Source organism: Candidatus Abyssobacteria bacterium SURF_5 (genome assembly GCA_003598085.1).
Taxonomy (GTDB): Bacteria; Abyssobacteria; SURF-5; order SURF-5; family SURF-5; genus SURF-5.
In genome coordinates this window covers 14,405-27,414 of the sequence record QZKU01000139.1, presented here as the reverse complement: position 1 = coordinate 27,414, position 13,010 = coordinate 14,405, and the positions used below count along the sequence as shown (strand labels likewise).

The 13,010-nt window shown below is 55.0% G+C and carries 17 protein-coding genes; all 17 read right to left on the bottom strand.

Going from position 1 to position 13,010, the window contains the following annotated elements:
- Positions 1-22: 22 nt before the first annotated feature.
- The 17 genes from C4520_20655 to fliG all read right to left on the bottom strand — a co-directional run bounded on the left by C4520_20655 (position 23) and on the right by fliG (position 12,991).
- Positions 23-589 carry an NUDIX hydrolase gene (locus C4520_20655; protein RJP14984.1) on the bottom strand — a complete coding sequence of 189 codons (567 nt, stop codon included), beginning with the start codon at positions 587-589 and terminating at the stop codon, positions 23-25.
- A gap of 136 nt (positions 590-725) precedes the next feature.
- Entirely contained in the window at positions 726-1,463 is a 738-nt protein-coding gene (fliP, locus tag C4520_20650) for a flagellar biosynthetic protein FliP (GenBank protein ID RJP15014.1), read from the bottom strand.
- Between the two features lie 16 nt (positions 1,464-1,479).
- Positions 1,480-2,127, bottom strand: coding sequence for a hypothetical protein (locus C4520_20645; GenBank protein RJP14983.1), 648 nt, complete (start codon positions 2,125-2,127; stop codon positions 1,480-1,482).
- Positions 2,120-2,521: a hypothetical protein gene (locus tag C4520_20640; protein ID RJP14982.1), complete on the bottom strand. Its 402-nt coding sequence runs from the start codon at positions 2,519-2,521 to the stop codon at positions 2,120-2,122. The genes C4520_20645 and C4520_20640 overlap by 8 nt, the downstream gene beginning before the upstream one ends.
- Positions 2,518-3,051 carry a flagellar basal body protein FliL gene (locus tag C4520_20635; GenBank protein ID RJP14981.1) on the bottom strand — a complete coding sequence of 178 codons (534 nt, stop codon included), beginning with the start codon at positions 3,049-3,051 and terminating at the stop codon, positions 2,518-2,520. Before C4520_20635 ends, C4520_20640 begins: the two co-directional genes overlap by 4 nt.
- Positions 3,051-3,779, bottom strand: a complete 729-nt coding sequence (locus tag C4520_20630; protein RJP14980.1) for a flagellar motor protein MotB — start codon at positions 3,777-3,779, stop codon at positions 3,051-3,053. Before C4520_20630 ends, C4520_20635 begins: the two co-directional genes overlap by 1 nt.
- Positions 3,780-3,793: 14 nt before the next feature.
- Positions 3,794-4,576: a motility protein A gene (locus C4520_20625; GenBank protein ID RJP14979.1), complete on the bottom strand. Its 783-nt coding sequence runs from the start codon at positions 4,574-4,576 to the stop codon at positions 3,794-3,796.
- Between the two features lie 48 nt (positions 4,577-4,624).
- Complete coding sequence (locus C4520_20620) at positions 4,625-4,840, bottom strand: flagellar protein FlbD (GenBank protein RJP15013.1); 216 nt, start codon at positions 4,838-4,840, stop codon at positions 4,625-4,627.
- A gap of 114 nt (positions 4,841-4,954) precedes the next feature.
- Positions 4,955-6,613, bottom strand: coding sequence for a flagellar hook protein FlgE (locus C4520_20615; protein ID RJP14978.1), 1,659 nt, complete (start codon positions 6,611-6,613; stop codon positions 4,955-4,957).
- A 114-nt stretch (positions 6,614-6,727) separates the two neighbouring features.
- Positions 6,728-7,123: a flagellar protein gene (locus tag C4520_20610; protein RJP14977.1), complete on the bottom strand. Its 396-nt coding sequence runs from the start codon at positions 7,121-7,123 to the stop codon at positions 6,728-6,730.
- The gene (locus C4520_20605) at positions 7,120-7,560 is read right to left on the bottom strand and encodes a flagellar hook assembly protein FlgD (protein ID RJP15012.1); all 441 of its coding nucleotides are present in this window, start codon (positions 7,558-7,560) and stop codon (positions 7,120-7,122) included. The genes C4520_20610 and C4520_20605 overlap by 4 nt, the downstream gene beginning before the upstream one ends.
- A 33-nt stretch (positions 7,561-7,593) precedes the next feature.
- On the bottom strand, positions 7,594-8,790 hold the full coding sequence (locus C4520_20600) for a flagellar hook-length control protein FliK (protein RJP14976.1): 1,197 nt from the start codon (positions 8,788-8,790) through the stop codon (positions 7,594-7,596).
- Complete coding sequence (locus C4520_20595) at positions 8,790-9,407, bottom strand: hypothetical protein (protein RJP14975.1); 618 nt, start codon at positions 9,405-9,407, stop codon at positions 8,790-8,792. The genes C4520_20600 and C4520_20595 overlap by 1 nt, the downstream gene beginning before the upstream one ends.
- 15 nt (positions 9,408-9,422) lie before the next feature.
- Positions 9,423-9,899 (bottom strand): flagellar export protein FliJ, encoded by a 477-nt coding sequence (gene fliJ / locus C4520_20590; GenBank protein RJP14974.1) that lies wholly within the window; start codon positions 9,897-9,899, stop codon positions 9,423-9,425.
- Positions 9,896-11,254, bottom strand: coding sequence for a FliI/YscN family ATPase (locus C4520_20585; GenBank protein ID RJP14973.1), 1,359 nt, complete (start codon positions 11,252-11,254; stop codon positions 9,896-9,898). The genes fliJ and C4520_20585 overlap by 4 nt, the downstream gene beginning before the upstream one ends.
- Complete coding sequence (locus C4520_20580; protein ID RJP14972.1) at positions 11,254-12,036, bottom strand: hypothetical protein; 783 nt, start codon at positions 12,034-12,036, stop codon at positions 11,254-11,256. The genes C4520_20585 and C4520_20580 overlap by 1 nt, the downstream gene beginning before the upstream one ends.
- Positions 11,981-12,991, bottom strand: coding sequence for a flagellar motor switch protein FliG (gene fliG / locus C4520_20575; GenBank protein RJP15011.1), 1,011 nt, complete (start codon positions 12,989-12,991; stop codon positions 11,981-11,983). The genes C4520_20580 and fliG overlap by 56 nt, the downstream gene beginning before the upstream one ends.
- Positions 12,992-13,010: the final 19 nt, after the last annotated feature.

The following is a 13,010-nucleotide window of genomic DNA, read 5'->3' as shown; positions in this document are numbered from 1 at the left end:
AAGGAAAGGAATGACATAAATCTCAAGCGGTGGCAGAGAGGATTTCGGCCACTTTATCTGTCAGCGCCACCCGGTACGCAAGGCCGCCGGATCCGCTGGCGATCATTTTGCTCCTGATTTCTCCCTGAAGTTCTTCGAGCAGCACCTGCCGAACTTCAGCAATCTCTTTTGTATCAATCGGCTGCAGTTCCCCGGAGATATAGCGCGCGGTGAAAACATGTGAGACCCACGGCACTTGCTGATCCTGATATTCGAACAGAGCTTGAGCGCGAAGGATATACCGCACCAGTTCAACTGTCGCGCCCGTCTCCTCATATGCCTCTCGCAACGCACCTTTTTCGAAGTCCTCGCCCGGATTCACACCGCCGCTGGGAGCGCGGAATACACCTTCCGGGTGCATGTGTTTTCGTATGGCGACAAAATGCCGTCCTTTGGAAATGAACAGCGTGATATCGTGCGCCCGGTTGTATCTCATGCTGCGGAGCAGCAGATCGAACTCCACCTTGACCATAACATGACGGAAATGGGCAACGTGAGGAACGCCATATTTCCGCTCTATATCAGCCAATATTTCCTGAGTCACATACATGATTCTTGAACCGGATGCCCTTCTCCTTCACCCCTTTCGCTCTCGGGATTCTACCACAGGAAGCAAAAGAGAACAACGTAGGACGGCGGGGACCGGCGAAGAATCAGGATGCGGCACGCTGGTTAAGCGAGGATCGTCAGGCGAAACTTCTCATGAGCGAACCGACAACCAGAAACCATCCGTCGGCCAGGACAAAAAGGACGATCTTGAACGGCAGCGAGATAAAGATCGGGGGCAGCATCAGCATACCCATCGACATGAGTGCGCTCGCAATCACCATGTCGATGATCAGGAAGGGAATGAATATCAGAAACCCGATCTGAAATGCCGTTTTCAACTCGCTTATCATGAACGCGGGGATGAGCACGTATGTCGGCACGTCATTCGGATTCCGCGGCGGATTGATTTTTGAGAGATGAACGAACAAGCCGAGATCTTTCTCGCGGGTATGGTGGAACATGAAATCGCGCACGGGCACAAGGGCTCTCCCGAAAGCCTCCTCATGCCCGATCTGTTTGTTTAAATAAGGTTGCAACGCCTGCTCGTTGACTTCGGTATAGGTAGGCGCCATGATGAAGAACGTGAGGAAAAGTCCCAACCCGATAAGCACCTGGTTCGGCGGCATCTGCTGAGTTCCGAGCGCCTGGCGGAGAAGCCCGAGCACCACGATGATCCTGGTAAATGAAGTTACCATCACGAGGATCGCCGGGGCCAATGAAAGAACGGTCAGCAGGAACAACAACTGCAGCGTGGTCGAGACCTGTTGCGGGCTGTCGGCCTGGCCGATCTGGATGCCGACGCTGGGCAGTGTTATCCCTTGCTGTTGCGCAATCGCGGTCCCTCCCATCGCAAGCGCGAGGGCGCCAAGGAGCATTATGAGGAAAAATCTTCTATTCTTCACTGCTGCGTCTCTTTCGGGACAGACCTTTCAGACGCCCGATCTGGTCGTCAAGCGCCCGGAGTCGGTCGTCAAATGCCGGATCATCTTTTTGCGTCTGTTGCTGAAAACCGAGGAGAGACTTCTGAAAGAATCGGGAGAACAACTTCCCCGATGCCATCGGATGGCTTCCCTTCAAAGCGCTTTCGATCTGCTCGATCTGAGCGGCATCCTTTACGGTAGAGAGCAGCGCGATATTTCCTGAACTTGTTCCGATGACCAGTAGTTCATCGACGAGCCGGACAAAATGAATTACGCTCTTCGGATTCAGATACACGCGGCCAACAATACGAATCGAGCCGCCTGATGCGGTAACCGGCGAATTCGCGGAAATTTTCTTGAGCCCCCAAAGCGCGACATACAACAGCCCCAAAACAATTACAAGAGAGAAAATCGTGCGGGTTATCGAGCCAAGCATCCCACCCGTTCCAAACGGGGAAGGCTCCGAGTAAGGGAGGTAGCCGGCCCCATTATCCTCCGGCTCTGAGGCAGGCGGTGATACATTCGCAGGAGACGCTTCCTCTGCGCCGGCTCGGGTGGATACTGCGGGAATCAGAATCATGAGCACGGCCAGTAATACGAGGCAGGCTTTTCTAGCCATCTTTCGATCTCGGGGAGGATTCGAAAAGGGTTGACGGCGGCGTTATCTCCAGAAGACGAATCCGCAATTTCTCCTGCAGAACGATCACTTCGCCCTTTCCCAACTTTTGATTCTCCACGAAAATATCCACCGGGTCGCCCGAAAGCTTATCCAGTTGCACAACAGAGTCGGTACGCAGCGCAAGCAGCTCGCGCACCGGCATCTTTGTTTCTGCAAGAATGACGCTGATCTTCAGATTCACATCCGAGAGAAACTCGAGGCCGGGGGCAATGTCATTGGCGACTTCTCCCGCCGCCCTGCGCAACCGCGATTTTCGAGATGATGCCGCATCAATAACGGGTCCCGATACCGTCGCTTCTTTCGCTTTACTCACTTCAAAATCTTTCGGATTCATTGATAAACAAACTCTTCAAAATAAACGTTGTTTATGTTCCCGGTTGCCAATAGCCCGTTGATCCGGCTCTGGATTTCACGGCGAAGCCTCTCTTTATCCTCATTCGTCTGCACCTGTTCTATGGTCTTCGAACTGAGAATCGTATTGATCTGGTTCTTTATCTGGGGCAAACGTTTGTCAATTTCAGCAACGATTTCAGGATCATCCGCTTCCAAGCTCACGGTTGCCTTCAAATACCGCTCACCATTGCTTTCCGCCGGGTTCACGATTATCGGATCTATTCCGTAAAAAATGAGATTCTCAAGATCGGATTTCCTGCCGTCGGACAAGGCAAACGATTCCTGCTCCGTCCTTCTGCTTTCGATACTCGGCGCAATATAATTCCCGACAGTAAACAGCGCGATTACGGAGGAGACGGCGACTGCAAGAATCAGGATAAGAATATTCTTTGCGCTGAATGTAGCCTGCCTGGCCCCATATTCGGCAGCATCATCCTGTTTGCTTTTTTCAACCGGCTCTTTTCCAGCCATTATAGATCACTCCCCTGTTCTTTATCCATATATTTCAGCAGGATCTCGACGCGGCGGTTCTTTTGCCGGCCCTCTTCGGTATCATTTGGTGCGATAGGGTGGTACTCGCCGTACCCGGCAACAGTGAATCTTTTCGCATCGAGTTCTCCGTTGTGAAACATATATCGTGCGACACTGATGGCCCTGGCGGTGGATAATTCCCAGTTTGACGGAAATTCATCCGTATGTATCGGCACGGTATCGGTATGACCTTCCACAACTACTTCATGCGGGTTCTCGGCCAGAATGGCCGTAAGCTCATTTAAGAGCGGAGACGCCTCCATTCGCAGCTCGGCTTTTCCGGAGTCGAACAGGATCGGGCTCTCGATGGTAACTCGAACGCCCTCCCGCTCCTCAGTGACATTTATGCCGCCTGAAAGTCCGGCTGATGCAATCGATTTCCGGATGCGCCGGACGATCTCATGCGGGGGAATGGCGGGAATTGATCGTATGTTTGGGACCTGCTCAAATACTATCACGCTTCGCTCGTGCGGCAAAATCCCCAGCGCCTCTTGAAATGAGCCCAACGCCCGCCGAAACTCTTCCTCGCGGATCGTTGAGTACGACATGAGCAGCACAAAAAAGGTCAGCAGGAGACCCATGATGTCCCCGTAGGTGACCATCCAGCCGGGAGCAGTCGGCAATTCAACTCCATTCTTGCCGTTTCCATTATTACTATACTTGCTCATGCTATCTGTTTCGCCTAGCGCGCCTTGATCGACGTGTGCACCTGGTCCCGGAGTTTCGGCGAGATGAATGCCTTCAGCTTCTGCTCTACAATTCGCGGGTTATCGCCCGACTGAATCGAGAGGATGCCCTCAATGATGACTTCCTTAATGAGCATTTCGTTCTGGGTTCTCGACCGCAGCTTCCCCGCAATCGGCAGAAAAATCAGGTTTGCCATCAGCGCCCCGTAAAAGGTGGTGATTAGCGCGGTCGCCATCCCTTGGCCGATCTGCGAGGGGTCCTGCAGTGAGCGAAGCATGCTGATGAGACCGATCAGCGTGCCGATCATGCCGAAAGCCGGAGAATACGTCCCCATCATCGTGAAGATCCCTTGGCCAAGGGCATGGCGCGACTCAACATAGGAAAGCTCGGTAGTCAGAATGTCGCGGATCAATTCGGGGGCAGTCCCATCAATTGCCAGGTGCACTCCTCTGATCAGGAACGCGTCGTTCGCAGTTTCCAGTTCCGATTCGAGTGTGAGAATGCCTTCACGCCGGGCTTTGGTGGCATACGAAACGATCCTTTCAATCACCGCCGCCGGTGTCTGCATCTCAAAGGCAAAGGCATTGCGCACTGTACCCATCACGCCGCGGATCTCATGGAGCGGGTAATTGATCAGGGTGGCCGCCACCGTCCCTCCCACCGTGATCATCAAGGAAGGAAGATGAATATAAATTGCAAGGCCCGAGCCGCCCAGGCTCATTGCGATGCAAACGAAGGATAACCCGGATATGATCCCGATAATGGTTGCGACATCCACAGCAATTGTGCTCCTGGAGCGCGGCCGAGAGAAAGTCAACTTACTGCTTTACTCGGTATCGCGCTCCCTCTTTTTCGACGGTTCCCCCGCCGACTCTCGTTTGTAGGCAATCACTTTTGCAATTACTTCATCAACCGTTTCGAGCACCAGAATTTTCTGATCGCTCGTCAGTGTCACAATCGTATCGGGGGTTGATTCGACGAATTTGATCAACTCGGCGTTTACCGCGAGTTCCGAGCCGTCAAAACGAGTCAACTTGATCATGTCGAGGTGCGCCCCCTTGCAGAGATCGAAGCTGCGAGTCACCGCCTAAGCAGGCATCCCTTGCCTCTCGAAGTCGCCGCTGCGGCTTCAGCCCCCGGATGAGGAACTGATGAATCATCTTACCAGTGTCAGTATCTCCTGCAGCAAGGTGTCAGCCGCCGTAATCGTACGCGCATTCGCCTGAAAGCCCGTCTGCGCGATGATGATGTTCGTCAATTCCTTCGCAATGTCGACGTTGGAGCCTTCAAGGAACCCTCCGATTATGGCGCCGCGCCCACCAGTGGTGGCTACGCCGACCATCGGCTCGCCTGAATTGGCCGACGTAACAAACAGGTTGTTGCCAATCGAAAGGAGACCCTGTTGATTCGAAAACGTCGCCAGCGCGACCTGGCCCAACGTCAGCGTCTGCCCATTGGTGAAGAAGCCGGTTATCGTCCCGTCGACACCCACAAAAAATTCCGCCAGCGAACCCATCGGATATCCATCCTGGCTCGCCAGCGCAAGCGCGCTGTCGCCGCTGAGGAAGGTGGTGGCGCTGAAATCCAGCGTGATATCCAGCGGGTTTATGGCGCCCGCCGCGGAGCGGTCGATCACGATCTGATCGTTCGTGACGCTGACAAACTGCCCGTTCTCATCGTAGGTGATAACGCCGGAGCCGACACTTGTGCCGGGTGGGCTTTCCGCCAGATATTCGACCGTATTTGTACCAATCCTGGTATACGTGATATTGAGAGGAACCGCGTTGCCGAGCGAATCAAAGACGGTCAGTCCTGAAACCACAAAACTTTCGCCATCGGCCGCAACCAGCTCGGTAAAGGCCGAAGCGCCTCCCGGATTAAATACATTATTGAAGTCCGTCCGAGCCGTTCCGGAGGGATCGGCGGCTGTCAGGATAACATCTTCAATAGCGTTGCCAGTCCCAAGGTCGCCTGTAATCGTGATGGAACCGTCGGCATCGATGGTGACACTGCCGTTCACGATTCCAAAATCACTTTCTATGGCGGCTGCGAGATCATTCAGCGTGGAAGCCGCCGTTACCGTGTACGTCGTGGTTATCTCCGCTCCGCCTTTGGTGGCCTCGATCGTGATGATGTCGCCCGGCTGAAGCCCAAGGTTCGTGCCTAATGCGTCCTCGAGATCTGTCAGCAAGGTCGTCCCGGTCGCCGGCAAACCCGTGGTCGCATCGAGTAATGCCGGGCCGTCGGTCACCGTGCCGGTGGTCGCGATGTCGCCGGATGCATCGAAATTGCCGGAGAACTGGGCGACCGAAGTCTCCTGCGCAATCGACATGCCGATGGGAACCACGATATCACCGACCGCTCCCGTCGAGTTCACAACGCCGTCAACGGCCTGGTATCCCTGCACGCGCAAGCCGGTGGCAGGATCAACGAGCGTTCCATCCACGGCCAGACCGAATGAACCATCGCGAGTATACGCTAACCCTTCGCCGTCGCTAAGTATGAAGAACCCATTGCCCTGAACAGCCATATCAGCATAGCTGCCGGTCGCATTCAGGCTTCCCTGTGTAAAATCTCTCTGGATCGCGGACAGTTTGACGCCAAGCCCGACCTGGATCGGGTTCGTGCCGAGTAGTCCGCCATTCGGTCCGCTTGCTCCGACTAACGTCTGGCTGAAAACCGTCTCGAACAGGGCGCTGCTTGCTTTGAACCCGGTGGTGTTGACATTAGCCAGATTATCCCCGATGACATTCAGAGATTGAGAAATGGTACTGAGACCGCTTACCCCGTTATACAGAGCAGTGCTGAGTCCCATGTATCGCTCCTTTACCGCATTCCCGATGCCGCTTCAGTCGATCAGCGGCATTTGACTTCCCCCGAGGGGGCCGGTCCCCGAAAGCTCGACCCGCTTTCGACAGGAATAACTGCGTTACGTGCTGCCATACATCAAAACCGCGCTGTCAATGTTCGTGAACACATTGCCGCGCATTTCTTCCCGATCGAGCACCGTCACTACGGTCCGGTTTTCGACGCTCACAATAAGAGCCGCTTTATCGAGAAGCACAAGTGAATCGCGAGCGCCCTTCGCCTCGGCGCGATTGACCGCTTCGGCGATTTGGGTGCGCTCGTTTGCCTCCATCTGAATATTGCGAGAGGCAATCCTCGAAAGCGCATGAGCTGAGAATTTCACGTCCCGGAGCTTTGCAAGCTCCTTCCGCATCACGGCATCAAAGGTTTCCCGCGTCGCGCCGGAACCGGGAGCCGGATGCGCCTGCCGAATCTGCTGTACCGGCTGGCTTTCGTTCAGATTCACCCTATTCATCATTCTTCACCCGCTTCGTCGTCGGGGACGTCTTCCTCGACAGGAGCCTCCTCGATGCGAACAACATAATCCAGATCCACAACCAGCTCTTCGTCGATCACGAGCCATGGCTCCGAATCAATGAACCACACACCGGTCACGGTTCCCTCGACATGATCTCCATTTGGACCGATTGCCTCAATTTCCTTGCCGACTAGCGAGGTCGCCTCAAGCATCTGCAGAGTGACCAGGTTTTCATTCAACTCAATCGTCTGACTGAGCGTATTGAGCTGAGCCACCTGCGCAATGAAATCGCGGTCCGCAAGCGGATCCATCGGATCCTGGTTCATCAGTTCCGTGATGAGGAGCGACAGAAAATCGTCCTCACCAAGTTCCTGTGTGCCGGGGGAAAGCGTATAACCCGTCCCGCCGGCCGGCGCGGAAGCTGCCGGACTTATCATTGGATCGGTATACATCCTCTTCACCTCCTTTCTCTAAGCAAAATAATCGAGAAGCGACAGGCGCCCCGGCATTGCAACCGCCGGCATGCTTTCAACCAGGCCCTCCCGCTCAAGAACCGAAACAGGAGGTGGCGCCTGTAAAAATTGATCGGATTTTCGCCGGGGCGGCGAATCGGAACCTGAGAACAGAGCCAAGTGGTCGAGCGCAATACCTTTGTTTGCCAGTCGCTGCTGCAGGTCGCCAAGATTATCCTGCATGATCTGCCGCACCGTTTCGTTCTCGGCTCTTATCTCCATGCGGATCCCGTGCAGGTCGGAGAGCACCTTGATGCTTAGTTTGCCCAAAAATTCGGGCTTCAGGTACACGTGTAATTCGCTCGCCCCCGAATGTTGCACGAGACGCGCGCCCTGCACAATCTGCTCGACCAACGAATCTGTATCGATAATATGAGCGGTCGGCTGAACTGCTGATGTTTCAGAAAATTGTTGAGCGATCACGACCGCTCCGGGCGCGGTCGGCGGCTGTTGTGTTCCCGTGTTTTCATTGCTGACGCCGGTCTGCCCTTCGACGTATTCTTGTAGAAGCGGGATAACCAGTGAATGTGCTTCCATTTCGGCAGGCGCTGCCGAAACGGTCGCCACAGCGGGCAACACGACTCCGCGCGCGGCCGCTTCCGCAGTTTCACCCGAGGCCGAATTTGAATCTATCTGCTCCATTTGTGGCGCCTGGTAATAGGAAGAAAACGATCTGATCTGTGCCTCGGGATACTGAGTATCAAATGACGAGTTCGCCGTCACATCGCCGATTTGCTGATCCGGATTCATCTGCTTCGGCCCGAAAAATCTCACCATGTCAGTCCCCGTTCCTTCAAAAACAAAGGCGTGCGGATTCTGCAGAGGGATCGCTCGCTCGAACGCGAAAACCGGTGTTCCAGGTTCAGCAAAATCTCCTGAAACCACGACCTGGGAGGCGGCTGCAGACCCAACTGCCCCTCCGCCGCCGGCCTTCACAGGAAAATTGCCAGTCATGGATTGATTTGTCGGGCAGAAGGAAAGATCGGGGACGGCGAATTTCTCAGATAGCTTCCGGAAGACGGCCTCGAATGACGTGATTTCAGGTTCAGAATCGTTCTTTTCCGGGGCGACGGCGCCTTCGACTAGGCAGGTGTTCGGAATCTTTATCCCCACTTGCACCAGCGTCGCCAGTTGAGAAAGAAGAATTCCGGCCATTAATTGATCTCCTTCTGCTGCAAGCCGGCCGCCCCGCTTTTCTCAGGAAGAATACGAGCGCTCACAGCGACTCCTTTTGCGATTGAAAGCGACTCCATCACCTGCGCAGCCTGTCTCCTGCGCATCTGGAGCAAAATTTCCGCCACCGTCTGATCCGGTAGATTCTCTAGGAGGGAAGCAGCCCCTTCCGGCTCCATCCCCTCATATATCTTCACAAGCTCTGTCATTCTCTCTTTGCCAAACGCGGGGCCGCTCTGCGCCCCTACCGCCTCCTCCAATGCCCGCAGTTGCTCATCCAGCCTTTTCTTATCTTTCGCCAATTCGTCGCGCTGTTGTTTCAAGCGTGTATCGAGCACTTCAGCCTCACGGTACTGCTTTTCGAGTTGCCGTTCCTTCTCCTGCAGAGAAGCAGCCAGACCGACGGGTGCGGGGGCAGGCTCCTCCTCTTTCTCTCCAGGCGGTTTGGGCACAAACAGTTTGATTACATCGGCAGTAAGTAGTCCCCTCTCACGGAGCGCGTATGCGCCTACGGCTGTCATCGACACCAGGCAAACCAGGATCAGGAGGGCCGTTTTCATGTCCGCCTCCCGGCGGCGCTGCGCCGCCGGCTTCTCCATCCACTAAGCGCTGGTTTATGCTTGCTGCGGGAACCGGGCATGCTGATATGCCGTTCGCTGAACGAACTTTCCAATTCCAACTTCATCAATGATCTTCTGCTCGATTTTCAGGAAATCACGGATATACGCCTCTCGCTCCTTTTCATCCAGTTTCTCAAGCAGTTTCTTCTCTTTTTCCGTTTCAACAAGCATCTTGCGCAGCATTTCCACCCTGAGCTCAATTTCCTTCACCAGCGCGGTCTGATGGTTCAGCGATTGCTGCAGCTGCTGAAGGTATCGATGGCAGCGCTGAATTTCATACGCATCGATCTCTCCCGTCTGAAGCGCGGCAAGCCTGTCCATGCAGTCGGCATGTCTCTCCCGGATTTGCTGAAGCTTCTTCTCCTCCATCAACAGGATTTTTCGCGCGCGCGCAGTCTTGGCGGCGAGATCGTCGACGATGATTTTCTTCGTCTTCAGTAGCTTTTCAAATCTGAACCGATACGCTTTCATACGGCCTTCGCTGCCGGTTCCTGTATCTGGGCGAGACGATCTCCGAATACCTCATACAGGCCCGCTACGCTTCCCTCAAAAGAAGCTTTCTCATTCATTTTCTGTTTGAGGAACCGGCTCATTTCGTCGATTTTCGATTGCGCGTAATCGATCTTTGCATTGCTCCCCTTGACATACGCGCCGATATTGATTAAATCCTGGGCCTCGCGGTGCGTGGCGAGAACGTCCCGCGCAATGTGCGCGAGGCCGACCTGCTCTTCCGGGACGATATCAACCATCAAGCGGCTAATGCTGTCGAGCAGATCGACCGCAGGATAAAGGCCCTGTGCGGCGAGGTTCCGCGACAGCATGATGTGGCCGTCCAGCAAGGAACGGGCGGTATCGGAAATCGGCTCATTGAAGTCATCAGCTTCGACAAAAACCGTATAAATCCCCGTGATGCTGCCCACAGGCGACGCGCCGGCCCGCTCGAACAATTTCGGCAGCAGCATAAACATCGACGGCGGATATCCTTTCGTCGTGGGGGGTTCGCCCGCTGCCAGTCCGATCTCGCGCTGCGCCATCGCAAACCGGGTGACCGAGTCCATCATGAGCAACACGTCGTGCCCGAGGTCGCGAAAATACTCGGCGATAGCGGTGGCGACAAAGGCGCCGTGCAACCTGAGCAGGGCGGGTTGATCCGATGTAACGACCACGACCACGGATCGCTTTAATCCCTCTTCACCCAGATCCTTCTCAATAAAATCCTTCACTTCTCTTCCCCGCTCACCGATAAGAGCGATGACGTTGACTTTGGCCTCCGTGTTGCGCGCGATCATTCCTAAAAGCACGCTCTTTCCCACACCGCTGCCCGAGAAAATGCCCAGCCTCTGTCCTTTCCCGCACGTGAGACAGGCGTCGATCGACCTGATGCCGAGAGGAAGCGGCTCGGTGATGCGACGGCGATGCATTGGATTGATTGGCTCTCCCATGACGGGATATTCATCTTCCAATCGGATCGGGCCTTTCCCATCAATGGGCTGTCCGGTGCCGTCGATCACGCGGCCGAGCATATCGGGGCCTACACGCATCTTCAACGGCCTGTCGCAGGGCTGCACAACACTGCCGGGCGCGACCCCCCGAATGTCGCCGAGCGGAATTAACAACGCCTTGCTGTCGCGAAAACCGACGACCTCGGCAAGAGCTGGTTTCGTTCCATTGCCGGGATAAATCGTACACATCTGCCCGAGCGAAAGACCCGGACTGGTCGATTCGACAATCAAACCGGTCACCCGCGTCACTTTTCCGCAAGTCTTTATCAGTTCCGCCTTCTCTATCCGCTCGCGCCAACTCTGGATTTCAGGCAATATGTTCATTATTCCGCGTCCGCAAGCAACGTCTTTCGCGCCGCTTGCAGTTGAGAACGAGGCTGCGCATCCACCTTGACGAGATGCGTCTCGATAATACATCCTCCCCGCTCGATACTCTGATCGCCGATGACTTCGATCTTCTCGATCCCGTCGAACATGCTCATGAGCGGCTGTTTGTGGCTTTTCATGATGTCTTCGTCCGCCGGGTTCACCCGAATGATCAACTTCTCGCGCTCCAGGATTTTTCCGATCGCTTCCTGAGCCTGCACCCTTACGAGCGTCCGGTCGGTGCTGATCTCCCGGTGAATGATCCGCCTCGCAAGTTCGGTGGCCAGATCGGCCAGGCGAGGCACCAGCAAGCGCATCATGTCGGCTTCCTGGCTCTTCAACTGCGCCACCAGAGAGTCCAGCACTTCAGCGGAAGCTTGCTTCGCTTCCTCCAGCGCCTTCAAAGCCTCCTCGCGCCCCCGCGCAAGGCCCTCTTGGTACCCCTGCTCCTGCGCCAGGAGATAAGCATGCTCGGCATGAGCTTTCGGTATGGGCTGACGGCCTTTCTTCTCAGCATCATCGGGCGGGTTCGCCTGGTCAAGTCGCTCGCTTACAGGGGGGGAATCCTGCTCGGGCGAGGCCGGCGACAGGTCTGAGTCTTGTGACGGCAAGACAATCGCCAAATTCTTCTTTTCGAACTTTTTGACCTTTGAAACTTCGTCTCTCTGGTGCGGTTTGATTATCTTAGACAACGAGCTTATCCTCGTCTTCGCGCCCGAGAATGACGATTTCGCCGGCATCCTCAAGGCGCCGAATTACCTCGACAATCCGCATCTGCGCCGCCTCGACGTCGCGAAGTCTTACCGGCCCCATATATTCCATGTCCTCTCTAACCATCTCGGTCGCGCGATTCGACATGTTGCTGAATATCTTGTTCTTTACGTCCTCATTAGCGGCCTTGAGCGCAAGCGTCAGATCCTTGTTTTCTATCTCCTTTAGTGTCCGCTGAATCCCCGCGTCGGTCACCATGACAATATCGTCAAATACGAACATCAGGCTGCGTACCTCATTGGCCAGCTCGGGATCACGTTCGGTGAGATTGGAGAGAATACTTTTCTCGGTCGCGCGATCGACGCGGTTCAATAGCTCCGCTACATTTTTCACTCCGCCGACCTTCGTCATCTCCGGCCTGATAACCGAAGCAAGTTTGCGCTCCAAAACCATCTCAACGTCTCGAATGATTTCCGGCGAGGTCTGCTCCATGTTGGAAACACGATAAATGACTTCGGTCTGTAACTCTTCCGGCAGCGCCGCAAGCACCATAGCAGCAACGGCGGGCGTCAGATGAGCCAATACGAGCGCAATGGTCTGCGGATGCTCGTCCTGAATGAAACTCAGGATCTGGCTTGGATCGGCCTTGCGCACGAACTCAAACGGCGTTTCCTTGATTGCGGTTTCCAGGCGAGTCAATATCTCTGCGGCTTTCTCGATCCCGACGGCTTTGTTTAACGTCTCGCGCGCATATTCCACTCCGCCGTATGAGAGAAAATCCTTTGCCTGGGCCATATGGACGAATTCTTCAACCACCTTCCGCTTCAATTCGGGAGGAATGCTGCCCAGGCTGGCGATCTCGAACGTCAATTCCTCGAGCAGTTCCGGATCGAGCTGCTTCATGATCTTCGATGAGGATTCACTGCCAAGCGTCACCATCAGGATGGCCGCCTTTTGCTTGCCGGAGAGTTCGGAAGGATCAATCATAAAAACATGCCGCCTT

Excerpts from the sequence above, each read along its gene's own strand:
- fliP (RJP15014.1), bottom strand. The coding sequence starts at position 1,463 with ATGCTCCTTGGCGCCCTCGCGCTTGCGATGGGAGGGACCGCGATTGCG.
- fliJ (RJP14974.1), bottom strand. The coding sequence starts at position 9,899 with ATGAAAGCGTATCGGTTCAGATTTGAAAAGCTACTGAAGACGAAGAAA.
- C4520_20655 (RJP14984.1), bottom strand. The coding sequence starts at position 589 with ATGTATGTGACTCAGGAAATATTGGCTGATATAGAGCGGAAATATGGC.
- C4520_20605 (RJP15012.1), bottom strand. The coding sequence starts at position 7,560 with ATGATAAGTCCGGCAGCTTCCGCGCCGGCCGGCGGGACGGGTTATACG.
- C4520_20640 (RJP14982.1), bottom strand. The coding sequence starts at position 2,521 with ATGAATCCGAAAGATTTTGAAGTGAGTAAAGCGAAAGAAGCGACGGTA.
- C4520_20630 (RJP14980.1), bottom strand. The coding sequence starts at position 3,779 with ATGAGCAAGTATAGTAATAATGGAAACGGCAAGAATGGAGTTGAATTG.
- C4520_20585 (RJP14973.1), bottom strand. The coding sequence starts at position 11,254 with ATGAACATATTGCCTGAAATCCAGAGTTGGCGCGAGCGGATAGAGAAG.
- C4520_20610 (RJP14977.1), bottom strand. The coding sequence starts at position 7,123 with ATGATGAATAGGGTGAATCTGAACGAAAGCCAGCCGGTACAGCAGATT.
- C4520_20580 (RJP14972.1), bottom strand. The coding sequence starts at position 12,036 with ATGCCGGCGAAATCGTCATTCTCGGGCGCGAAGACGAGGATAAGCTCG.
- C4520_20620 (RJP15013.1), bottom strand. The coding sequence starts at position 4,840 with ATGATCAAGTTGACTCGTTTTGACGGCTCGGAACTCGCGGTAAACGCC.
- C4520_20595 (RJP14975.1), bottom strand. The coding sequence starts at position 9,407 with ATGGAGAAGCCGGCGGCGCAGCGCCGCCGGGAGGCGGACATGAAAACG.
- C4520_20645 (RJP14983.1), bottom strand. The coding sequence starts at position 2,127 with ATGGCTAGAAAAGCCTGCCTCGTATTACTGGCCGTGCTCATGATTCTG.
- C4520_20600 (RJP14976.1), bottom strand. The coding sequence starts at position 8,790 with ATGGCCGGAATTCTTCTTTCTCAACTGGCGACGCTGGTGCAAGTGGGG.
- C4520_20615 (RJP14978.1), bottom strand. The coding sequence starts at position 6,613 with ATGGGACTCAGCACTGCTCTGTATAACGGGGTAAGCGGTCTCAGTACC.
- C4520_20635 (RJP14981.1), bottom strand. The coding sequence starts at position 3,051 with ATGGCTGGAAAAGAGCCGGTTGAAAAAAGCAAACAGGATGATGCTGCC.